Below are 20,929 nucleotides of genomic sequence, written 5' to 3'. Positions count from 1 at the left end.
CATATCATTGGGAGCGGAGCCCGGCGTCCATGCTTGAAACCTTCAACGAAACGATCCTGCGGCTGGCGACGCTCGACCGCGGCGTGATCTCGATCGCGGCCCTGTCGCTCCGCGTCAGCCTGGCGGCGGTCGGGATCGGCCTGCTGTTCGGCGTGCCGCTCGGGGCGCTGGTCGCCGTGGCGCGGTTTCCCGGGCGGGCGGCGGCGGTCGCGCTGCTGAACGCCTTCATGGGCCTGCCGCCGGTGGTCGTCGGCCTCTTCATCTACCTGCTTCTGTCGCGCTCGGGGCCGCTCGGCGCCGCGGGCTTGCTGTTCACCCCGTCCGCCATGGTGGTCGCGCAAGCCGTGCTTGCGACGCCCCTGATCGCCGCCCTGACGCGCCAGATCGTGGCGGATTCCGAGGCCCAGCTCGGGCCGCAGCTGCGGTCGCTCGGCCTCTCCGCCGCCCGGCGCTCCGCCGTGGTGATCTACGACGTGCGCTTCTCGCTGGTGACGGTGGCGCTTGCGGCCTTCGGCCGCCTGATCTCGGAGATCGGCGCCGTGCTGGTGGTGGGCGGCAACATCGACGGCTACACCCGCACCATGACGACTGCGATCTCGCTCGAGACGCAGAAAGGCGATCTCAGCCTCGCGCTCGCCCTCGGCCTCGTCCTGATCGGCCTCGTCGTGGCAGTCAACGCCGCCGCCTCCGCGCTCCGCGGCTATGCCGCGCGCGCCTATGGGGCGGCGTGATGGCAGCGATCACGCTCGACGGCGTCGTGGTCGCGTTCAGCGGCAAGACCGTGCTCGACCGCCTGAGCCTTGAGCTCGCGCCGGGCGGCGTGACCGCCCTGATCGGCCCGAACGGCGCCGGCAAGAGCGTGACGCTGCGGGTGATCGACGGCCTCGTGGCGCCCGTCGCCGGCTCGGTGCGGATCTCCGGCGCGAAGCCCCCGCGGCGCGCTTTCGTGTTCCAGCGGCCCGTCCTGGTGCGCGCCAGCGCCGCCGCCAATGTCGAGCTGGCGCTGTCGCCGCTCGGGCTTGCGCGCGCGGAGCGGAAGGCGCGGGCTCGCGCCGCGCTCGACCGCCTCGGCCTGTCGGCCCGCGCCGAACATCCGGCGACGCTGCTGTCGGGCGGCGAGCAGCAGCGCCTCGCCCTCGCCCGCGCCTGGGCGACCGAGCCGGACCTCCTGCTGCTCGACGAGCCGACCGCCAATCTGGATCCGGCCGCGACCGAGCTCGTCGAGGGGCTGGTCGGCGAGATCAGCCGTCGCGGCGCCAAGGTCGTGCTGGTCTCCCACAATCTCGGTCAGGTCATGCGGCTCGCCGACGACGTCGTCGTGCTGTCGCGCGGCCGCGCCGTCGAACACGGGCCGACCCGCCTGGCGCTGACCTCGCCGCGCTCGGCCGAAGCGCAGGCCTACATCAAGGGAGAACTGCCTTGGACATTCTTCGCCGCGGCGTCCTGACGTTCGGCCTGATCGCCGCGCTGGGGCTTGGGCCGCAATTCGTCCGGGCCGAGCCGGCCTCGATCGTCGTCGCCTCGACGACCTCGACCGAACAGTCCGGCCTGTTCGGGCATATCCTGCCGCTGTTCAAGCAGAAGACCGGGATCGAGGTGAAGGTGGTCGCCCTCGGCACCGGCCAGGCGCTCGACGTCGCGCGCCGCGGCGACGCCGACGTGGTTCTGGTCCATGACCGGCCGGCGGAGGAGAAGTTCCTGGCCGAGGGGTTCGCCAAGGCGCGCCACGACGTCATGTACAACGACTTCGTGCTGATCGGCCCGAAGGACGACCCCGCGGGCGTCAAGGGCCTCGACGTGCTGGGGGCGTTCCGCAAGCTGGCGGCCGCCAAGGCGCCCTTCGTCTCGCGCGGCGACCGCTCCGGCACGCACAACGCCGAGCTCCGCCTCTGGAAGAACGCCGGCGTCGACCTCGCGGCCGTGCGGGGCGATTGGTACCGCGACGTCGGCCAGGGCATGGGCCCGGCGCTGAACACCGCGTCCGCCAGCGACGCCTATCTTTTGGCCGACCGCGGCACGTGGCTCTCGTTCAAGAACCGCGGCGACCTCACGATCCTTGTCGAAGGCGACAAGCGCCTCTTCAACCAGTACGGCGTGATGCTGGTTAACCCCGAAAAGCACCCGACCGTGAAGGTCAAAGAGGGCCAGGCCTTCGTCGACTGGCTGATCTCGAAAGACGGCCAGAACGCGATCGCCGCCTACAAGATCGGCGGCGAGCAGCTGTTCTTTCCAAACGCCCAGGGATCCTAGAGGGCCCAGGCGTCCAGGGCGTCGTCCTGCAGCCAGGCGGTGTGGCCGCTCGACAGCCGACGCCGCAAACTCCGTCCATGGCCGGTCAGAACGACGGATTGCTAGAAAACGTTGGTAGCGGAGGAGGGACTCGAACCCCCGACACGCGGATTATGATTCCGCTGCTCTAACCAGCTGAGCTACTCCGCCCCGGCGCGTGCGCGGCGTTCCGCGGGCGGGCGGATATAAGGAGGGGCTCCGAAGGGTGTCAAGCGCGCCGGAAGCCGCCGCGCCGTCCGCCGTTCAGCGCTTGGCGCGGGGCGCGCGCGACGGCGTCGCGCCGGCGGGGTCGTAGCCGACCAGGATGCGCCAGCCCGCGAAGCGGTTCTCCGGGATCGGCACCACGATGTTGTCCTCGATATGCGAGAAGTCCGCCTGGGTCTGGCCGGCCGGGACTGTGACGTCGATCAGGTGGTTCTGCGAGTAGACCGGACGGTTCTGGTCGTCGACGATCGCGACCCTGAGCGGCAGCCGGAACGCGCCCGGCGCGCCCTTCGGGCCGAGGATGACGCGGCCGACCACGCCGATCCGCACACCCGCCTCGACGCCGAGGCTCGAACACTCCCGCGCCGTGTCGGCGAGCGTCGCCTGGTAGCGCAGCGCGAACGGGTCGGTCGAACCCGGCGTATCGTAGACCGGAAAAGCCGCGGCGCCCTGCAGCACCTCGACCGGCGGGCACTGCCGCTTGATCGCGAGATCCTCCGGCGGGGTGACCGGCGGAGGATTGGCGTTGCCGAGCAGCAGCTTGGTGGCGAAGCCCTCGCTCTTCTGGGCGGGCTTGCCGGCGTCGGCGTCGCCGCCGACTGTGCTGCAGGCGGCGAGCGCGGCGAGGCAGGCCGCAGCCGCCCCGGCGCGGGCGGTCTTCGCCAGGATTGCGTGAACGCGACGCATACGCATGCCCCCGGACTGGCGCCGCCGAACCGCGGCGCTGAGCGTTATAGCAACCGCCCCACGAGCTTGGAAAGGCGCTCGCGGCTTGACAGCGCGCCGGCCGGGTCGCCATCTCCGGGACAGCCGACCGGCCCTTGACGCGCCGCCAGCCGAGCGATCTCCCGATGACAGCAAAGCCGCCCCTCAAGGTCCTGCTCTGCGCGCCGCGCGGCTTCTGCGCCGGCGTGGTGCGGGCGATCGACGTCGTGGAGGCCGCGCTCGAGCGGTTCGGTCCGCCGGTCTATGTGCGCCATGAGATCGTGCACAATCGCTATGTGGTCGATGCGCTGAAGCGCAAAGGCGCGGTGTTCGTCGAGGAGCTCGACGAGGCGCCGGACGGCGACGCCCCCGTGGTGTTCTCGGCGCATGGCGTCGCCAAGTCGGTGCCGGAGGCGGCGCGCGCCCGCAACCTGATCGCGATCGACGCCACCTGCCCGCTCGTCACCAAGGTGCATCGCGAGGCCGAGGTGCATTTTCGCCGCGGCCGGCTCGTGGTGCTGATCGGCCATGCCGGCCATCCTGAAGTCGTCGGCACGATGGGCCAGCTGCCCGACGGCGCCGTGCTGCTGGTCGAGACCGAGGCCGACGTCGCCGCGCTTGGCGTCCCGGAGGGCCGCGAGCTCGCCTATGTGACGCAGACGACGCTCTCGATCGACGACACCGCCGCCGTGGTGGCGGCGCTCAAGACGCGCTTCCCGGCCATCGTCGGGCCGCACCGGGAAGACATCTGCTACGCCACCACCAACCGGCAGGAGGCGGTCAAACGCGTCGCCCCCGACTGCGACGCGCTGATCGTGGTCGGCGCCGCGAACTCGTCGAACTCGCAGCGGCTGCGCGAGGTCGCGGAGCGCGCCGGCTGCCCGGTGGCGCGGCTCGTCGCCCGCGCCGACGACATCGACTGGAGCGAGTTCGGCGGCATCCGCACCCTCGGCGTCACCGCCGGGGCCTCGGCGCCGGAGGTTTTGGTCGAAGAGATCATCGACGCCTTCGCGGCGCGCTACGCGGTAGAGGTCGAGACCGTCTCGACGGCGGACGAGAACGTGTTCTTCCCGCTCCCGCGAGAGCTTCGCCCGGCGGCGGAGTGACGCGGCCCGCGATGCGGCGCGACCCGGCGGCCGCCGGCGTTGCGGACGGGGTCTCGAGCCCGTAAGCAGCCCCGGTCCTCTCCGCGCGCTCCCGAGTCCCGCATGGCCGTCTACACCGAAGTTCCCTATGACGAGCTCGCGGCCTTCCTGCGCGCCTACGACATCGGCGACGTGCTCTCCTTCAAGGGCATCGCGGAGGGCGTCGAGAACTCCAACTATCTGCTCGACGCCACGCGCGGCCGCTTCATCCTGACGCTCTATGAGAAGCGGGTGAACCGCGACGACCTGCCGTTCTTCCTCGGCCTGCTGGAGCATCTGTCGGCGAACGGCCTGACCTGCCCGCAGCCGGTAGCGGCGCGCGACGGCCAGGCGCTGCGTGAGCTGTGCGGCCGGCCCGCCGCGCTCGTCACCTTCCTGGAGGGCGTCTCGGTCCGCCGGCCGACGGCGCGGCACTGCGCGGCGCTGGGGACCGCGCTCGCCCGGCTGCACGAGGCCGGCCGCGGCTTTCCGCTGAGGCGGCCGAACGCGCTTTCGGTCGGAGGCTGGCGGCCGATGGCGGAGGCGGCGCGCGGCCGCAGCCACGCGGTCGCGCCCGAGCTCGACGAGGCGATCGCCGCGGAGCTCGATTTCCTCGAACCCGCCTTCGCGGCGCTCGACCTGCCGCAGGGCGTGATCCACGCCGACCTGTTTCCGAACAACGTGTTCTTCCTCGGCGACGAGCTTTCGGGCCTGATCGACTTCTACTTCGCCTGCGACGACGCCTTCGCCTATGACGTCGCGATCTGCCTCAACGCCTGGTGCTTCGAGGCCGACCAGTCGTTCAACGTCACCAAGGGGCAGGCGCTGCTGTCGGCCTATCACGCGGCGCGGCCGTTCCTGCCGCAGGAGATCGCGGCGCTGCCGACGCTCGCGCGCGGGGCCGCGATCCGCTTCCTGCTGACGCGGCTGGTCGACTGGCTTGACACGCCGCCGGGCGCGCTGGTCAAGAAGCTCGACCCGCTCGAATATCTGAAAAAGCTGCGCTTCCATCAGAGCGCGGCGGACGCCTCCGCCTTCGGGTGGCGGCCGTGAGCGCGCCGGCCGCGACGCCCGACGCTCCGCTCTCGGCGCCGGAAGGCGCGCCGGTCACGCCGGGCGCGGTCGAGATCTTCACCGACGGCGCCTGCTCGGGAAATCCCGGCCCCGGCGGCTGGGGCGCGATCCTGCGCTTCGGCGCGGCCGAGAAGGAGATTTCGGGCGGCGAAGCGCTCACCACCAACAACCGGATGGAGCTTCTCGCCGCCATCACGGCGCTCGAGACGCTGACGCGGCCCTGCACGGTCGCGGTTCACACCGACAGCCAGTATCTGCGCGACGGCGTCACCAAATGGATCGCCGGCTGGAAGCGCAACGGCTGGAAGACCGCCGACAAGAAGCCGGTCAAGAACCAGGACCTGTGGATGCGCCTCGACGCGGCGCTCAAGACCCACCGCATCGAATGGCGCTGGGTGAAGGGCCACGCCGGCCACCCCGAAAACGAGCGCGCCGACGAACTCGCCCGCGCCGGCATGGCGCCCTTCAAGAAGAAGCGCTAGCGCGGGGCGGGAGGCCAGGCGGCTGCGCTTGCAGGACCCGCGCGCTCCTTCATCATCAGCGAATGGACTGGATCGCACATTTCCGCGCGGCGGCGCGCGGGCTCGAGGTCTCGCACGTCTGGCGCGGCTATGGCTCTGCGCTGTTCCTTGAATTCGGCTCGCTGACGCCTACGACGCGGCGGGACGGACGTCCTGGCAATCCTGACGGCGAACTCGGGCTGATGATCCAGTGGAGCTGGCGGATCGAGGACGGCCGGTCCATCGCGTGCGGCAGCTGGAGCAACGAGGCGCTGTGGCCGTCGATCTTCGCCCGCCTCGTCGGGCGCCGCGTCACGGACGTCTCCATATTCGGTCGCCTGCCCGAACTCCTGCTCTCGCTCGAAGGCGATCTGCACGTGGCGTCCTTCATGACGGCCGAGGGCGATCCGGAGTGGACCTTGTTCGACCGGCGCGGCGGCGGGTGCATCGCCGTGGGCTGCAAGTCGGGCTTGCTCGTCGCTGAATAGGAACGCCCCCGCCGCCCATCCTAGCGGTCAGGCGGCGCCGCGCGCGCCTTCCGCGGCGGGAGCCTCCTCCGTCGCCAGCGTCGCGCGGTTCTGCTCGCGGATCTTGGCGGCCGCGTCGTCGTAGAGGAACGGCAGGAAGGCGTAGCGCACGCCGCGCGTCACCCGCGAGACGGCGTGCAGATAGGAGCACGAGAACACCACCGCGCCGCCGGCCGGCGGCTTGAAGCTGCGCGGGCCGAATTCCGGAAAGCTCAGCTCTCCGCCTTCGAAATCGGAATTGAGGTTGACCGACACCGCGAAGCGGCGGTGCGCGGTGCCCGAAGTGGTGTTGTCGCGGTGGGCGCGAAAATGGCCGCCGTCCTCGGCCGAATAGCAGCCGACGATGTAGCGCTCCATGCGGTTCGCCACGAAGCAGTGCGCCTTGAGGATTTCCGGCGCCACGCGGCGGCGGATGCGCTGCTGGATCATCCGGACCAGCTCCGGATCGTCGATCTCGGCGTCCTTGCGGCGCTTGTGCGAGGCGTCGTGCATCGGAACGGTGCGGCCGTCGATCTGCCGCATGAAGCCGGATTCCTGACCGCCGCGGGCCTCGTAGTTTTCGATCAGGCGGCCGCAGAGCTCCGGCTCGAAAACATTCGGCAAAAACAGCACCGGCGCCTGCAGCTCGACGCCGGCGTGGCGCGCCGGCTCCGGCAGGGCGGCGACGAGGTCGAACAGGCGGGTCCTGTCGGAACCGTCGGGCGCGAACGGGATGCTGGCGATGACGCGCATCGTCGGGTCGAGCACCAGCCAGAAGCGGCGCGCCTCGACGGGCTCTTCGCGCGGCCGCGCCTCGCGCGGGATCGCGCCGTAGAGCCGGCTCACCGCGCCGTCGACGTCGAAGAAGTGACGCAGGCCCGGCAGCAGCATGCGGGCGCGGCCCTCGGACTCGTCGCGCGGGTCGAGGCTCACGCCGAAGAAGCAGGCGCGGACGTCGTCGAACAGCGCGCGGTTCGCCTCGACGGCCTCGATCGCGGCGGCCGACTGCGGGTCGGCGAGCGTGGCGTAGAAGCACATCACCAGATAGCGCCCGGCGGCGGTGTCGAAGGCATAGCGCGGATTGCCGGTGGCGCGCTGCGAGAACCAGGGGGCGGGGTCGCCCCGCGACAGCTGCACGAAGGAGCGCGGTTCGGACATCGGCGGGTCTCGGCGGCCGGTCCGGCGCCGGCGGGTCCGTCGCAGGATGTGGCCGATCGCGCGGGTGCGAAAGTCCGGGTTCACCCTTACGCGAAGGCCGGCGAGTTTCGGCCGGGCGCCTTTCGGCCGTGGACTGCCGCCGCCATATGCCGGTGCGGACGCGCGCAGCCGGGGGGATCACACGTGAGCGAAGCGAGCTTTCTGGGCGATCTGCTGCAGACCATCGCTGAGCGGGGCCGGCGGCTGCTGGCGCGCGGCGGCGGGCCAGATGACGGCCGGAACGGCGCGCTGGCGGCGCTCTGCGAGCGGCTGATCGCAAGCCGCGGCGAAGCCTCGAGCCTCGCGCTGTCGCAGGAGATTCTCGAACGCTGGGCGGCGCTGTCGGAGGCCGACCGCAGGGCCTTCATGACGATGCTGCTGGAGTCGTTCGGCCCGGACCGCGCGAAGCTCGACGCGGCGGTCGAGGCTTATCGGGGCGCGCCGACCCCGAAGGCCGCGCAGCGGCTGCACGAGGCGTCCGAGCCGCGCCGCCAGGAGCTGATCCGGCGGCTCAATTCGGCGCCCGACGGCATGGCGGCGCTGGTGCGCATGCGCGAGGCGCTGATCGCCCTGAAGGCGGACGACCCCGGCCTTGCAGTCGTGGACGACGATTTCGCGCATCTGTTCGGCTCGTGGTTCAACCGCGGCTTCCTGGTTCTGAAGCCGATCGACTGGGCGACGCCGGCCAATGTGCTGGAGAAGATCATCCGCTACGAGGCGGTGCACGAGATCCGCGACTGGGAGGAGCTGCGGCGCCGGCTGGAGCCGCCGGACCGGCGCTGCTTCGCCTTTTTCCACCCGCGGCTGGTCGATGAGCCGCTGATCTTCGTGGAGGTCGCGCTGACGACTGACATGCCCGCGACCGTCGCGGAGGTGCTGGCGCCGGACCGCGCGCCGATCGCGGCCGAGCAGGCGAGCGCCGCGGTGTTCTATTCGATCTCGAACTGCCAGGAGGGGCTGCGCGGCGTCTCCTTCGGCAATTTCCTGATCAAGCAGGTGGTCGAGGATCTCCGCCGCGATCTGCCGGAGCTCGCGACCTTCGTGACGCTGTCGCCGGTTCCGGGCTTCGCCGCCTGGCTCGCGCGCGAGCGGGAGGCGCCGGACTCCGAGGCGCTTAGCGCCGAGGACCGCGCGGCGCTCGCCGTCCTCGATGACCGCGGCTGGATGGACGACGCCGAGGCCGTCGAGACGGTCAGGCCGGCGCTGACCCGCGCCTGCGCCTGGTATCTGGTGAACGCCCGCACCAGCCGCGGCGCCCCCGTAGACCCGGTCGCGCGCTTCCATCTCGGCAACGGCGCGCGGCTCGAACGCGTCAATTTCCTCGCGGACCGCTCGCCGCGGGCGATGCGGCAGGCGCATGGCATGATGGTCAACTACCTCTACGAGCTCGACGACATCGAGACCAACCACGAGGCCTTCTTCGACCGCGGCGAGGTCGCGGCCTCGTCCTCGGTGCGGCGGCTCGCCCGTCGCGCCCGCGCCGCCGACGCGAAGCCGGCGGAGCTTCCGGCCAAATGAAGGTTGCGGACGCCGCGGACGGCGCCCAGATCGCGTAAGCGCGCCAACGGCGCGCAATCGCAGGCGAGGAGGCATCATGACCATGACGCGTGAGGACGTGATCGGCGTGATCGGCCCGGCCGACGACACGCTGGTCGCCGAGATCGTCGCCACCGATGCGACGCCGCAGGAGCTCGCCGAGGCCTGGGCGTGGCTCAATGCGGACGAAGCGCTGCTGAACGAGGGCCGTCCCCTGCCGACTGCGCGGGTCGCGGCGCTGGCGGAGCTGCTGCGGCCGGACGAAGACGAGGCCTGATCCGGCCGGGAGTGCGTCAACGCAAGCGGCCATCCGCGCGCAGCGCCCATGGACGAAGCGGCGGCGCGCGTCTATCTGCGCGCCATGCCGGTCATTTCGATCTCCAATCTTTCCAAGACCTACGCCTCGGGGTTCGAGGCGCTGAAGAGCGTCAACCTCGCCATCGAGCGCGGCGAGATCTTCGCGCTGCTCGGCCCGAACGGCGCCGGCAAGACGACGCTGATCAGCATCGTCTGCGGCATCGTCAACGCCAGCTCCGGCACGGTCGTGGTCGACGGCCATGACATCGTCGCGGACTTCCGCGCCGCGCGCTCCGCCATCGGGCTCGTGCCGCAGGAGCTGACGACGGATCATTTCGAGACCGTCTGGGCGACCGTGAACTTCAGCCGCGGCCTGTTCGGCAAGCCGAAGAACCCGGCTTATGTCGAGAAGATCCTGCGCGACCTGTCGCTGTGGGAGAAGCGCGACTCGAAGATCCTGACGCTGTCGGGCGGCATGAAGCGGCGCGTGCTGATCGCCAAGGCGCTCGCCCACGAGCCGCGCGTGCTGTTCCTCGACGAACCGACCGCCGGCGTCGACGTCGAACTCAGGCGCGACATGTGGGCGCTGGTGCGGGCGCTGCGCGAGACCGGCGTCACCATCATCCTGACGACCCACTACATCGAGGAAGCCGAGGAGATGGCCGACCGGATCGGCGTCATCAGCAATGGCGAGATCATCCTGACCGAGGACAAGGCCGTGCTAATGTCGAAGCTCGGCCGCAAGCAGCTGACCCTCAACCTGTCCGAGCCGCTGCAGCGCGTGCCGCCGGAGCTCGCGGGCCACAATCTCGAACTCGCCGACGAGGGCTGCTCGCTGGTCTACACCTATGACACCCACGCGGAGCGCACCGGCATCACGGGCCTGCTGACCGACCTCGCCGCCGCCGGCATCCGCTTCAAGGACCTGCAGACGCGGCAGAGCTCGCTCGAAGAGATTTTCGTCGGACTTGTGAGGGCGCGGCGATGAACCTGCGCGCGATCCGGGCGATTTATCTGTTCGAAATGGCGCGCGCCTGGCGCACGCTGCTGCAGAGCATCGTGTCGCCGGTGCTGTCGACCTCGCTCTATTTCGTCGTGTTCGGGGCCGCGATCGGCTCACGCATCCAGCAGGTCGACGGCGTGCCGTACGGCGCCTTCATCGTGCCCGGCCTGATCATGCTCTCGCTGCTGACCCAGAGCGTCTCCAACGCCGCCTTCGGCATCTATTTCCCGCGTTTCGCCGGCACGATCTACGAGGTCCTGTCGGCGCCGGTGTCCTATGTCGAGATCGTCATCGCCTATGTCGGGGCCGCGGCCAGCAAGTCGATCCTGCTTGGCCTGATCATCCTCGCCACCGCGTCGCTGTTCGTGCCGCTGCAGATCCAGCACCCGTTCTGGATGATCTCGTTCCTGATCCTCACCGCCGTGACCTTCAGCCTGTTCGGCTTCATCATCGGCATCTGGGCGGACGGCTTCGAGAAGCTCCAGCTGGTGCCGCTGCTGATCGTGACCCCGCTCACCTTCCTGGGCGGCAGCTTCTACTCGATCGACATGCTGCCGCCGTTCTGGCGCGGCGTCACGCTGTTCAACCCGGTGGTCTATCTGGTCAGCGGCTTCCGCTGGAGCTTCTACGGCCGCTCCGACCTCGGCGTCGAACTCAGCCTCGGGATGACGCTGGCGTTCCTGCTCGCCTGCCTGCTGGCGGTGCGCTGGATTTTCAAGACCGGCTACCGCCTGAAGGCCTGACCGGCTTCACCAGGGGTCGGTCATCTCGGGCGCGGCGCGACCCTGCTCGCGGCGGGTCTCGCGCTCCTGCGCGAAACGCTGGCGGATGAAGACGCCCGGGTCGTCCGGCAGGGTCTCGAGCCACTGCCGCGAGGCATAGATGGTCTTGTACATGATGCTGTCGCTGTGCAGCGCCGGCTGGTCCGGCGTCTGGCGCGCGACGTTCATGAAGGCGTCGCCGGTGCGCCCCGCCCCCTGGGCCGAGCCGATCGAGCCGCTCGCCTTGCCGGCCTCCGATTTACGACCCTGATCGGCGCGGCTGACGCGCAGCGCCTTGCTGGCGCCGGCGCCCTCGGCCTGCTTGCCGGAATCGCGGTCGCCGGCCGCGCCCTGGCCTTCGGACTCGACGTCGTTCTCCGCCTCCGCCGCCGCGTCCCCGCCCCGCTTGTTCTGGGTCGCCGTAGCCTGGGCGCCATTATGGGCGTCCGGGCCGTCGCCGCGCTTTGCGCGGATCAGTGATTCGACCAGCGCGAGATTGTAGCGGGCGTCCTCGTCGTTCGGGTCGCGGTTCAGCGCCTCGTCGAACGCCTCGACGGCTTCCTTCAGGCGCCCGGCGCGGGCGAGCGCCGTCCCGAGATCGTAGGCCTGTCCTGGGAAGGACGCCTGCCGGAACGCGTCGGCCGCTTCGGCGTAGCGGCCGTGCTGATAGAGCGCCGCGCCCTGCCAGACAGGTCCGCCCAGCACGACGGCGGCGACGCGCGGCAGGCCGGCGTCGAACAAAGCGCGGCCGATCCGCTGGCGCGAATCGGTCAGGCCGAGGGCTGCGATGATCAGGCCGACGAGGATCAGGATCCGGAACACGAGCGCTCCCGGGGGAAACAGACGCCGGCCATGCTAGCGCGACGCGCGGTCGCCGTCGCTAGCCCGATCCGGATATGGCCAAGGGCGCTCGGCGGCGCCATTCTCGCGCGCGACCTTCCGGATGCTCCCACAGATGCCGCCAATGATCCGAACCGCGCTCCAACTTCTGGCGGCGCTCGTCCTGATGGGGATCCTGTTCACGACCGCCTTCATCCTGTCCACCACCACGCCGCAGGTCCATGTCGGCTGGTTCTTCGGCGGCGCCGGGATGGTCTATTCGATGCTGGTGCTGCTCTACCTCAACCGCTGAGCGCGCGCCTCAGCCGCGCTCCCGTTCGAGGAGCGCGCGCTTTCGCCCCGGCCCCCAGCGGTAGCCCGAAAGCCCGCCGTCGCTCCGCACCACCCGGTGGCAGGGGATCGCGACGGCCAGCGCGTTCGCCGCGCAGGCGCCGGCGACCGCCCGCACCGCCTTGGGCGCGCCCATCCGACGGGCAAGCTCGGCGTAGCTGACGGTCTCCCCCGGAGGGATGGCGGCGAGCGCGGCCCAGACCCGTTGCTGGAACGCGGTGCCGCGGATGTCGAGCGGCAGGTCAAGCCCGGCCGAGGGTTGTTCGACGAGCGACACGATCCGGCCCATCGCCGCCGCGAAGGCGTCCCCGGCCTCGGTCACATCGGCGCTGGGAAAGCGCCGGCGGAGCTCGGCCACGAGCTGATCGGTCGCGTCGCCCAGCAGGATCGCGCAGACGCCCCGCGCGCTCTGCGCCGCGAGCACGAGGCCGAGCGAGCATTTCGCGACCGCGTAGCGGATGCCGGCCCCCTCGCCGCCCGCGCGATACTGCGACGGCGTCATGCCGAGCAGCCGGTCCGCCGCCTCGTAGAACCGGCCGCTCGAGCCAAAGCCGGCCTGGTAGATCGCCTGCGTGACCGAGGCCTCGCCGCCGCCCAGCGCCTCCCGCAACCGCGCCGCCCTCAGAGCATCCGCATAGGCTTTCGGCGTCATGCCGACGACGGACCGGAACAGCCGGTGGAAGCGCGAGGCGCTGAGGCCCGACGCGCGGGCGAGCGCCGCAAGGTCAGGCGGCTCGTCGGCGGCGGCCTCCAGCGTGCGGCAGGCCCGCGCGACGAGCGCCGCTGCCTTCCGCCGCGCCCCTTCCGCCTCGGGCGCGCAGCGCCGGCAGGGCCGGAAGCCCGCGCGCTCCGCATCGGCGGGGCCGGCGAAGAAGCTGACGTTTTCGGGCTTGGCGCGCCGCGCCGGGCAGGACGGCCGGCAGTAGATCCCGGTGGTGCGCACCGCATAGACGAACGCGCCGTCCTGCGCGGCGTCACGCGCAGCGACCGCGAGCCAGCGCGGATCATCCTCAGTCAGGGCGCGGATCGTCATCATGACCATGGTCGCCTCCTCTTCGAACGGCTTCAAGGCGCCATGATCTATCCGCCAGACACCGGCGCGCGCTCCGGTCCTTGCCGTCAAACTCCGACTTCTCAGCCGCCATAGCGCTCGGTGCGGATCAGCGGCGGCGCGATCCCGGCATCGAGCAGCGCAGCCGCGGCGGTCTCGACAAAGGCGTTGGAGCCGCAGACGAACACATGCGTCGGCGCGGCCGGCAGCAGAACCAGCGCCTGCGCCATCATCGGACCGTCCACCCGCCGCCCTTGATCGCCCGGCCGGCGGGGCGGCTCGCGGCTCGTCGCGATCACGAGCCGGAAGCCGTCGCCACGCGCCTCGAGCGCGATCAGCTCGTCGCGAAACAGCGCGTCTGCCCAGGTGCGGCTCGCGAGCAGCAGCAATGCGGGCGTGAGGGCCCCCTGCGCGGCGCGATGGCGGACCATCGCCATCAGCGGCGCGACGCCGGAGCCCGCCCCGACCAGCAGCAGCGGTCCGCCGTCGGCGATGTCCCAGAGAAAATGGCCGCCGATCGGCCCGCGCAGCTCGATCGCGTCGCCTACCTCGGCGACCTCATGGAGGAAGGAGGACACCTCGCCGCCGTCGAGCTTCTCGACCGCGAGCTCGAGCCGCTCCGGCCCGTCCGGCGCAGAGGCGATCGAATAGCTGCGGCGCGCCTGATAGCCGTCCGGCGCGGTGAGCCTCAGGTCGACATGCTGGCCGGCCCTGAAGACGAATGGCCGCTCGGGCGTGAGGAAGAAGCTTTTTACGCGGACCGTGCGGGAGACGATCTCCGCGATGCGCGCGGTCTGCCAGCCGGTCGGGACCGTCACGGGTCGTCGTGATAGCGCTGCTCGCGCCACGGATCGCCATACATGTGATAGCCGCGCAGCTCCCAGAACCCGGCGGTGTCGGTCTCGGTGAACTGCAGCCCACTCAGCCACTTGGCCGACTTCCAGAAATACAGGTGCGGCACGAGCAGCCGCGCCGGGCCGCCATGGTCCGGGGCGATCGGCGCGCCGTCATAGCTCAGCGCCACCATGGCCTTGCCGCCGACGAGATCGGCCGCCGGCACGTTGGTGGAGTAGCCGTCGAAGCCATGCGCCAGCACGAAGGGCGTCGGCGGCGCGCCGAAGCCCGCGGCGGCCAGCAGGTCGTCGACCGTGACGCCCTCCCAGTCGGTGTCGAGCTTGGACCAGGTCGTGACGCAGTGGATGTCGCGCGTGACGCGGGTGCGGGGCAGCGCGTTGAAAGCTTTCCAGTCCCACTTCGCCAGCGGCCGCGGCCCGACCTTGAGGGTGAAAGACCAGTCCTCCAGGCTGACGCGGGGCGTCGGCCCGGCGGACAGCACCGGAAAATCGGTCGTCAGCGCCTGGCCGGGCGGGATGCGGGCCGCCAGATCCGCCGGCGCGCGTCGTCCTCCGAACCCTCGCGTGACCATCAGCACCGCCTCCGTTGCGCCGCAGCGAGACTAGCCGGCGCCGGCTCGAAGGCAAGCGGCGCTTGACCTCGGGGGCCGCGCGCCGGAGACCATGCGCCTGCGCTCCGGCCGGGACCCTCCATGCTGCTCACCTTGCTTCGCTCGCGCCGCTTTGCGCCGCTGTTCGCCTGCCAGCTGTTTGCCGCTTTCAACGACAATTTCATCAAGAACGCGCTCGCGATCCTGGTCCTGTTCAGGCTCGGCGGCTCGAACGGACCGCTGCTGGTGACGCTCGCCGGCGCCCTGTTCATCCTGCCGTTCTTCGTGCTGTCGGCGCTCGGCGGCGAGCTCGCCGACCGCTACGACAAGGCGCGGGTGGCCCGCGCCACCAAGCTCGGCGAGATCGGCGTCGCGGCGATCGCGGCCGTCGGCTTCCTGCTGCCCTCGACCGTGCTGCTGTTCGGCGCGCTGTTCCTGACCGGCTGCCTGTCCGCCCTGTTCGGCCCCGTCAAATACGGCATCCTGCCGGACCATCTGGCGCGCGACGAGCTGGTCGCGGGCAACGCGCTGATCGAGAGCGCGACCTTCCTGGCGATCCTCGCCGGCACGCTCGGCGGCGGGATCATGGTGGCCGAGGCGAGCCCGCTGGCGATCGCGGCGGTGACGCTCGCAATTTCTGTCATCGCTTATCTGTTCTCGACCAAGATTCCGCCGAGCGGCGAGCGCGCGCCGGATCTGAGGATCGAGCCCAATGTCTGGCGCAGCACCTTCGCGCTGCTGCGCGACCTGAAGCGCCAGCCGCGGCTCTGGACGGCGGCGATCGCGGTCAGCTGCTTCTGGCTCGTCGGCGCCGTGGTGCTGTCGCTGCTGCCGCCGCTGGTGAAGCAGGCGATCGGCGGCCGCGAGAGCCTCGTCACGCTGTTCCTTGTCGTGTTCACCGTCGGCATCGCGATCGGATCGCTCGCCGCGGCCCGCCTTAGCCGGCGACGCATCCGGCTGGCGCTGACGCCGGTCGGCGGCGCGCTGGTCGGGGCGTTCGCGCTCGACCTCGCCTTCGCGACCGCCGGCATGACGGCCGCCGCGCCGGCCATCGGCTGGAGCGACTTCCTGCGCTCAGCCGGCGACCTACGCATCGTGGCGGACCTGCTCGGCATCGCGGCGGGCGGCGGGCTGTTCGTGGTGCCGGCCTTCGCCTTCCTGCAGGCCGAGGCCGGAGAGGACCACCGCGCCCGCGTGATCGCCGCCAACAACGTGCTGAATGCCGCCTTCATCGTCGCGGGCTCGCTCGCGCTGCTCGGGCTCCAGGCGGCCGGCTTCTCGACCTCTACGCTGATCGGCCTCGTCGGCGCGCTCTCGCTCGCCGGCGCGCCGCTGATCGGCCATGCGCTGACCGGCGCCGTGCGCCGCGGCTCCGGCGCCGCCGCGCGCTGACGCGCGGCCGCCGGCTCTACGTTGTCTTACGGATGCCGGCCGGTCGATGTCCCCTGCATAGTACCGCAACGCGGGGGCAAGATGATCGGGCGATCATTCGGTGAGGGTGGGGTTGAGGCATGGTCTATTTCCCGGGGACGCCAGGAAACGACAGCCCGACCGCCAGCGACGACTATGACAGCCTCTACGGCCAAGGCGGCGCCGACACGCTGAACGGCCTCGGCGGCGACGACATTCTTTCCGGCGGCAATGACAACGACTCGCTGATCGGCGGCCAGGGAGACGACGACCTCTATGGCGGCGACGGCGCCGACACCATGCTGGGCGGCGACGGCGCGGACGACTTTTCGGTCTACGGCTACGAGACCGGCGCTGACGTGATCGACGGCGGCGCCGACGTCGATCGGCTGTATCTCGACAGCAGCGCGACGACCGCCGACATCACGCTCAACGTCAGCGACCCGCAGGTCACCCAGATCCTGCCGGACGGCACGACGATCGTCCGCGTCGAGGTTCTGAGCTTCACCGGCGGCGGCGGCGACGACACCGTCGTCGGCGGCGCCTACAGCGACAACATCAGCGGCGGCGGCGGGAACGACAGCCTGTCCGGCGGCTCCGGCGGCAACGACGCGCTGCGCGGCAATGCCGGCGACGACGTTCTGCGGCTCGGATCCGCGATCTATGGGACGCTCGACGGCGGCGCCGACCAGGACACGCTCTTCGGCGGCGACGCCGACGATTATCTGTATGGCGGGACCGGCAACGACTCGATCCTCGGCGGCGGCGGCCAGGACCAGATCTATGGCGACGCCGGCAACGACACGATCGACGCCGGCGCGAACGACGACGACATCTATGTCCGCTACGACGACGGCTATGACAGCATCGACGGCGGCGCCGGCCTCGACTATCTGAGCCTCGACCGAACCGCCTCGCTCGTGGGCCTGACGATCAGCCTCGCCAGCCCCAGCACGCTGCAGACGCTGGCCGACGGCACGCGCATTATCCGCATCGAGCAGATCGCCTTCACCGGCGGCGCCGGCACTGACAGCGTCACCGGCGGCAATCTGACCGACCGGCTGCACGGCGGCGAAGGCGCCGACACGCTGAGCGGCGGCGGGTCGGGCGGCGACTACGACGATCTCCATGGCGACGCCGGCGCGGACAGCCTGATCGGCACCTCGGGCTACGACTATCTCTATGGCGGGACCGGGAACGACCGGATCCAGATGAGCGCCGACGGCGACTACGCCTATGGCGACGAGGACAACGACACGATCGTCGGCAGCGGCGGGCTCGACTACATCGAGGGCGGGACGGGCGACGACAGCCTCTCGGGCGGCGGCGGCGACGACCGCATCACGGTCCGCGCCGGCGACGGCTTCGACACGATCGACGGCGGCGCCGGCACGGACATCCTCTACTTCGCGCGTGAGACCGACGTCGCGCTGACCTTCTCGATCGCCGATCCCACGGTCACCCAGTTCCTCGCCGACGGCTCGCGCATCGTCGGAATCGAGCGGATCGACTTCGACGGAGGCGCCGGCGGCGACGTGGTCACCGGCGGCGCGCTGGTCGATACGCTGAACGGCGGCGACGGGGACGACAGGCTCGACGGCGGCGAGGGCGACGGCGACACCGTCAACGGCGAAGCCGGGAAGGACACGCTGATCGGCGGCCTCGGCATCGACTACCTGTCCGGCGGCGCCGACGACGACCTCATCATCCTGTCCGGCGACAGCGACTACGCCTCCGGAGAGGACGGCGACGACGTCATCCAGGGCTCCGACGTCGCCGACGCGAATCTCAACGGCGGCGCGGACAATGACAGCATCTTCGCGGCCGGCGGCGCCGACTATCTCTATGGCGGAACCGGAGATGACTCGCTCGATGGCGGGACCGGCGACGACCGCATGTATGGCGACGCCGGCGACGACACCTATGTGGTCGACAGCCTGAACGACCAGACCTTGGGCGAGACCGCCGAGGGCGGGATCGATCTGGTCCAGTCGTCGGTCGCCTGGACGCTTGGCGATTTCCTGGAGAACCTCACCCTCACGGGCGCGGCAAACATCCACGGGACCGGCAACGCGCTCAACAACCGCATCATCGGCAATGTCGCGACGAACACGCTGCTCGGCCTCGGCGGCGCCGACACGCTCGACGGCGGCGGCGGCGCGGACCGCATGGAAGGCGGAACCGGGAACGACGTCTATTATGTCGACAATTCCGGCGACAAGGTCATCGAAGCCAAGGGCGCCGGAACCGACCTCGTCTACAGCAGCGTCAGTTTCGCTCTGACGGGCCAGTACATCGAGAAGCTGACGCTGACTGGGGCCGCGGACATCAACGCGACCGGCAACACGCTGGACAACCTGATCACCGGCAACAGCGGCGCCAATATCATCGACGGCGGCACGGGCGCCGATACGATGCAGGGCGGCGCAGGCGGCGACACCTATTATGTCCAGAACGCCGGCGACCGGGTGATCGAGGCCAATGTGGCCGGCTACGACACCGTGTTCTCGTCGGTGTCCTATTCCCTGAAGGGTCAGTATGTCGAAGCGCTGACGCTCACCGGATCGGCGAGCGTCAACGCGACCGGCAACACGCTCGCCAACGTGCTCACCGGCAACTCCGGAGACAATGTGCTGACGGGCGGCAAGGGCGACGACACCTATTACGTTCAGAACGCCGGCGATCGCGTGGTCGAGGCGAAGGGCGAGGGCCTCGATCAGGTGTTCAGCAGCGTCTCATACTCGCTCGCCGGACAATATATCGAGAACCTGACCCTGACCGGCGCGGATGACGCTGTTGCGACCGGCAACACCCTCGCCAACAGGCTCGTCGGCAACTCCGGCGCCAACACTCTCGATGGCGGACGAGGGGCCGACACCATGGAGGGCGGCTCCGGCGACGACGTCTACAATGTCGACTCGCTCGACGACCGGGTGATCGAGGCGAACGTCCAGGGCTTTGATCAGGTCTATTCGTCCGTCTCGTTCTCGCTTGCTGGCCAGTATGTCGAGCAGCTTCTTCTGACCTCGAACAGCGCCGTGAACGGCACCGGCAACAGCCTCGCAAACGGCATCATCGGCAACCTGGCGGCCAACGTGCTCGACGGCTGGACAGGCGCCGACACCCTCACGGGCGGAGCTGGCCAGGACACCTTCTCCTTCGCGACCGCGCTCGGCGCCTCGAACGTCGACACCATCACCGACTTCACGGCGGTGGACGACGCCATCCGGCTCGAGAACAGCGTCTTCAAGGGGCTTGCGGCCGGCGCGCTTGGGGCGGGCGCGTTCTACGCCGGAACCGCGGCGCATGACGCCGATGACCGCATCATCTACGATCAGGCGTCGGGCTCGTTGTTCTTCGATCGCGACGGCAGCGGCGGGACCTACGCCGCAGTGCGCTTCGCAATCCTGAGCAACCACGCGTCGATTACGGCCGACGACTTCACGATCGTCTGAAGGTTAGCTGCGGCTTAACGATGACCCCGGCTTTCTAGCTACAGGCCTTCACCTTCGCGTATGGTTCCGAGCGTATCCTGTGATCAGGACACTCTCGGGAAAGTCGGCGAAGATGACCGCCAGCGCACGCGACCCATCCGCGATCAAGCCGCGCGTCGACTGGGTCGACGTCGCCAAGGGCATCTGCATCGTCATGGTGGTGATGATGCATTCCACGCTCGGCGTCGAGAAGGCGGCCGGCGCAGAAGGCTTCATGCACTACGCGGTCTCGTTCGCCCGGCCGTTCCGCATGCCCGACTTCTTCATGATCTCGGGGCTGTTCCTGGCGCTGGTGATCGACCGCGACTGGCGGCTCTATCTCGACCGCAAGGTGGTGCACTTCGCCTATTTTTACCTACTCTGGCTGGTGATCCAGGGCGCGTTCAAATGGCCGGGTCTCGCGCTGGACGAAGGCGCGGGCGCGGTCGTGCACCAGTTCCTGCTCTCGCTGATCGATCCGTTCGGCACGCTCTGGTTCATCTATCTGCTGCCGATCTTCTTCGTCTTCGCAAAGCTCGTCCGGCGCGTTCCGTGGCCGCTCGTGCTCGGCTTCGCGGCGCTGCTCGAGTCGCTCCACGTCGAGACCGGCTGGATGGTTCCGGACGAGTTCTGCGCCCGGCTGTTCTACGTGATGCTCGGCTGGTACGCGGCGCCCGCGATCTTCAGGATCGCCGACTGGGCGCGCGACCATCGCGGGCTCACCCTGCTTAGCCTCGTGGTCTGGGCGCTGGTCAACGGCGCGGCGGTGTTCGGCGGCGTCGCGACCCTCCCGGGGATCAGCCTCGCGCTCGGAACGGCGGGCGCGCTCGCGATCGTCAGCGTCGCCGCGCTGATCGCGGGCTCGGCCGGGGCCGAGCCGCTGCGCTATGCGGGCGAGCGCTCGATCGTCGTCTACCTCGCCTTCTTCCTGCCGATGGCCGCGACCCGGGCGGTCCTGCTCAAGACCGGCGTCATCCAGGACATCGGCTGGATCTCGCTCATCGTGACGGCGGTCGGCGTCGTCGCGCCGCTCGCCCTGCACTGGATCGTGATGCGGTCCGGCTGGGGCACGTTCCTGTTCGTCCGGCCGCGCGCCTTCCACATCGACCGGCCGCGCGGCGCGCCGGGCGCGCGGCTGCAGCCGGCGGAATAGCCGGCTGCGACGGCCGACCTGTAGGTCAGCGA

General features: G+C 70.2%; 21 protein-coding genes and 1 tRNA gene. 15 read left to right on the top strand and 7 right to left on the bottom strand.

The window, feature by feature from the left end:
* Positions 1-29 precede the first annotated feature (29 nt).
* From VM780_RS14700 to VM780_RS14690, 3 genes are read left to right on the top strand one after another with little or no spacing between them, the layout of a single operon-like run.
* Positions 30-731: an ABC transporter permease gene (locus tag VM780_RS14700; RefSeq protein WP_325448599.1), complete on the top strand. Its 702-nt coding sequence runs from the start codon at positions 30-32 to the stop codon at positions 729-731.
* Positions 731-1,447, top strand: coding sequence for an ATP-binding cassette domain-containing protein (locus VM780_RS14695; protein WP_325448597.1), 717 nt, complete (start codon positions 731-733; stop codon positions 1,445-1,447). The genes VM780_RS14700 and VM780_RS14695 overlap by 1 nt, the downstream gene beginning before the upstream one ends.
* The gene (locus tag VM780_RS14690; RefSeq protein WP_325448595.1) at positions 1,420-2,250 is read left to right on the top strand and encodes an extracellular solute-binding protein; all 831 of its coding nucleotides are present in this window, start codon (positions 1,420-1,422) and stop codon (positions 2,248-2,250) included. Before VM780_RS14695 ends, VM780_RS14690 begins: the two co-directional genes overlap by 28 nt.
* A gap of 112 nt (positions 2,251-2,362) precedes the next feature.
* Here VM780_RS14690 and VM780_RS14685 read toward each other — a convergent pair.
* Together VM780_RS14685 and VM780_RS14680 are read right to left on the bottom strand one after the other, a co-directional pair.
* A tRNA-Met gene (locus tag VM780_RS14685) sits at positions 2,363-2,439 on the bottom strand.
* A 93-nt stretch (positions 2,440-2,532) separates the two neighbouring features.
* Complete coding sequence (locus VM780_RS14680) at positions 2,533-3,180, bottom strand: hypothetical protein (protein WP_325448593.1); 648 nt, start codon at positions 3,178-3,180, stop codon at positions 2,533-2,535.
* A 164-nt stretch (positions 3,181-3,344) separates the two neighbouring features.
* Between VM780_RS14680 and ispH the strand changes: the two genes are divergently transcribed.
* The 4 genes from ispH (at position 3,345) to VM780_RS14660 (ending at position 6,384) form a co-directional block, all read left to right on the top strand.
* Positions 3,345-4,304 (top strand): 4-hydroxy-3-methylbut-2-enyl diphosphate reductase, encoded by a 960-nt coding sequence (ispH, locus tag VM780_RS14675; RefSeq protein ID WP_325448591.1) that lies wholly within the window; start codon positions 3,345-3,347, stop codon positions 4,302-4,304.
* Positions 4,305-4,406: 102 nt separating this feature from the next.
* Complete coding sequence (locus tag VM780_RS14670) at positions 4,407-5,375, top strand: homoserine kinase (protein WP_325448589.1); 969 nt, start codon at positions 4,407-4,409, stop codon at positions 5,373-5,375.
* Between the two features lie 74 nt (positions 5,376-5,449).
* On the top strand, positions 5,450-5,878 hold the full coding sequence (gene rnhA, locus VM780_RS14665; protein ID WP_325448810.1) for a ribonuclease HI: 429 nt from the start codon (positions 5,450-5,452) through the stop codon (positions 5,876-5,878).
* A 62-nt stretch (positions 5,879-5,940) separates the two neighbouring features.
* Entirely contained in the window at positions 5,941-6,384 is a 444-nt protein-coding gene (locus VM780_RS14660; protein WP_325448587.1) for a hypothetical protein, read from the top strand.
* 27 nt (positions 6,385-6,411) lie between these two features.
* Here VM780_RS14660 and VM780_RS14655 read toward each other — a convergent pair whose 3' ends face one another.
* Complete coding sequence (locus VM780_RS14655) at positions 6,412-7,560, bottom strand: 2OG-Fe(II) oxygenase (protein ID WP_325448585.1); 1,149 nt, start codon at positions 7,558-7,560, stop codon at positions 6,412-6,414.
* A 183-nt stretch (positions 7,561-7,743) separates the two neighbouring features.
* Here VM780_RS14655 and VM780_RS14650 point away from each other — a divergent pair, with 183 nt between their 5' ends.
* The 4 genes from VM780_RS14650 (at position 7,744) to VM780_RS14635 (ending at position 11,178) form a co-directional block, all read left to right on the top strand.
* A complete protein-coding gene (locus VM780_RS14650) occupies positions 7,744-9,117 on the top strand; it encodes a malonyl-CoA decarboxylase (RefSeq protein ID WP_325448583.1) in 1,374 nt (457 codons plus the stop codon).
* 76 nt (positions 9,118-9,193) lie between these two features.
* A complete protein-coding gene (locus VM780_RS14645; protein ID WP_325448581.1) occupies positions 9,194-9,412 on the top strand; it encodes a hypothetical protein in 219 nt (72 codons plus the stop codon).
* Positions 9,413-9,496: 84 nt separating this feature from the next.
* Positions 9,497-10,420: an ABC transporter ATP-binding protein gene (locus VM780_RS14640; RefSeq protein WP_325448808.1), complete on the top strand. Its 924-nt coding sequence runs from the start codon at positions 9,497-9,499 to the stop codon at positions 10,418-10,420.
* A complete protein-coding gene (locus tag VM780_RS14635; RefSeq protein ID WP_325448579.1) occupies positions 10,417-11,178 on the top strand; it encodes an ABC transporter permease in 762 nt (253 codons plus the stop codon). Before VM780_RS14640 ends, VM780_RS14635 begins: the two co-directional genes overlap by 4 nt.
* A gap of 6 nt (positions 11,179-11,184) precedes the next feature.
* Here the strand turns inward: VM780_RS14635 and VM780_RS14630 are convergent, their stop codons facing one another.
* The gene (locus VM780_RS14630) at positions 11,185-12,018 is read right to left on the bottom strand and encodes a tetratricopeptide repeat protein (protein WP_325448577.1); all 834 of its coding nucleotides are present in this window, start codon (positions 12,016-12,018) and stop codon (positions 11,185-11,187) included.
* Positions 12,019-12,160: 142 nt separating this feature from the next.
* Here VM780_RS14630 and VM780_RS14625 point away from each other — a divergent pair, with 142 nt between their 5' ends.
* Positions 12,161-12,328: a hypothetical protein gene (locus tag VM780_RS14625; protein WP_325448575.1), complete on the top strand. Its 168-nt coding sequence runs from the start codon at positions 12,161-12,163 to the stop codon at positions 12,326-12,328.
* Between the two features lie 9 nt (positions 12,329-12,337).
* Here VM780_RS14625 and ada read toward each other — a convergent pair whose 3' ends face one another.
* The 3 genes from ada to VM780_RS14610 form a co-directional block, all read right to left on the bottom strand.
* Positions 12,338-13,408, bottom strand: coding sequence for a bifunctional DNA-binding transcriptional regulator/O6-methylguanine-DNA methyltransferase Ada (gene ada / locus VM780_RS14620; protein WP_325448573.1), 1,071 nt, complete (start codon positions 13,406-13,408; stop codon positions 12,338-12,340).
* Between the two features lie 92 nt (positions 13,409-13,500).
* Positions 13,501-14,235 (bottom strand): FAD-binding oxidoreductase, encoded by a 735-nt coding sequence (locus tag VM780_RS14615; RefSeq protein ID WP_325448571.1) that lies wholly within the window; start codon positions 14,233-14,235, stop codon positions 13,501-13,503.
* Positions 14,232-14,843: a sulfite oxidase-like oxidoreductase gene (locus VM780_RS14610; protein WP_325448569.1), complete on the bottom strand. Its 612-nt coding sequence runs from the start codon at positions 14,841-14,843 to the stop codon at positions 14,232-14,234. Before VM780_RS14610 ends, VM780_RS14615 begins: the two co-directional genes overlap by 4 nt.
* 120 nt (positions 14,844-14,963) lie before the next feature.
* Between VM780_RS14610 and VM780_RS14605 the strand changes: the two genes are divergently transcribed.
* The 3 genes from VM780_RS14605 to VM780_RS14595 all read left to right on the top strand — a co-directional run bounded on the left by VM780_RS14605 (position 14,964) and on the right by VM780_RS14595 (position 20,897).
* Entirely contained in the window at positions 14,964-16,253 is a 1,290-nt protein-coding gene (locus tag VM780_RS14605; protein ID WP_325448567.1) for an MFS transporter, read from the top strand.
* A gap of 119 nt (positions 16,254-16,372) precedes the next feature.
* Positions 16,373-19,726, top strand: a complete 3,354-nt coding sequence (locus VM780_RS14600) for a calcium-binding protein (protein ID WP_325448565.1) — start codon at positions 16,373-16,375, stop codon at positions 19,724-19,726.
* A gap of 112 nt (positions 19,727-19,838) precedes the next feature.
* Positions 19,839-20,897 (top strand): acyltransferase family protein, encoded by a 1,059-nt coding sequence (locus VM780_RS14595; RefSeq protein ID WP_325448563.1) that lies wholly within the window; start codon positions 19,839-19,841, stop codon positions 20,895-20,897.
* Positions 20,898-20,929: the final 32 nt, after the last annotated feature.

Source organism: Hansschlegelia sp., from assembly GCF_035538955.1.
Taxonomy (GTDB): Bacteria; Pseudomonadota; Alphaproteobacteria; order Rhizobiales; family Methylopilaceae; genus Methylopila.
The sequence above is the reverse complement of the archived record's forward strand: the minus strand, read 5'-3'. Positions and strand labels throughout refer to the sequence as shown.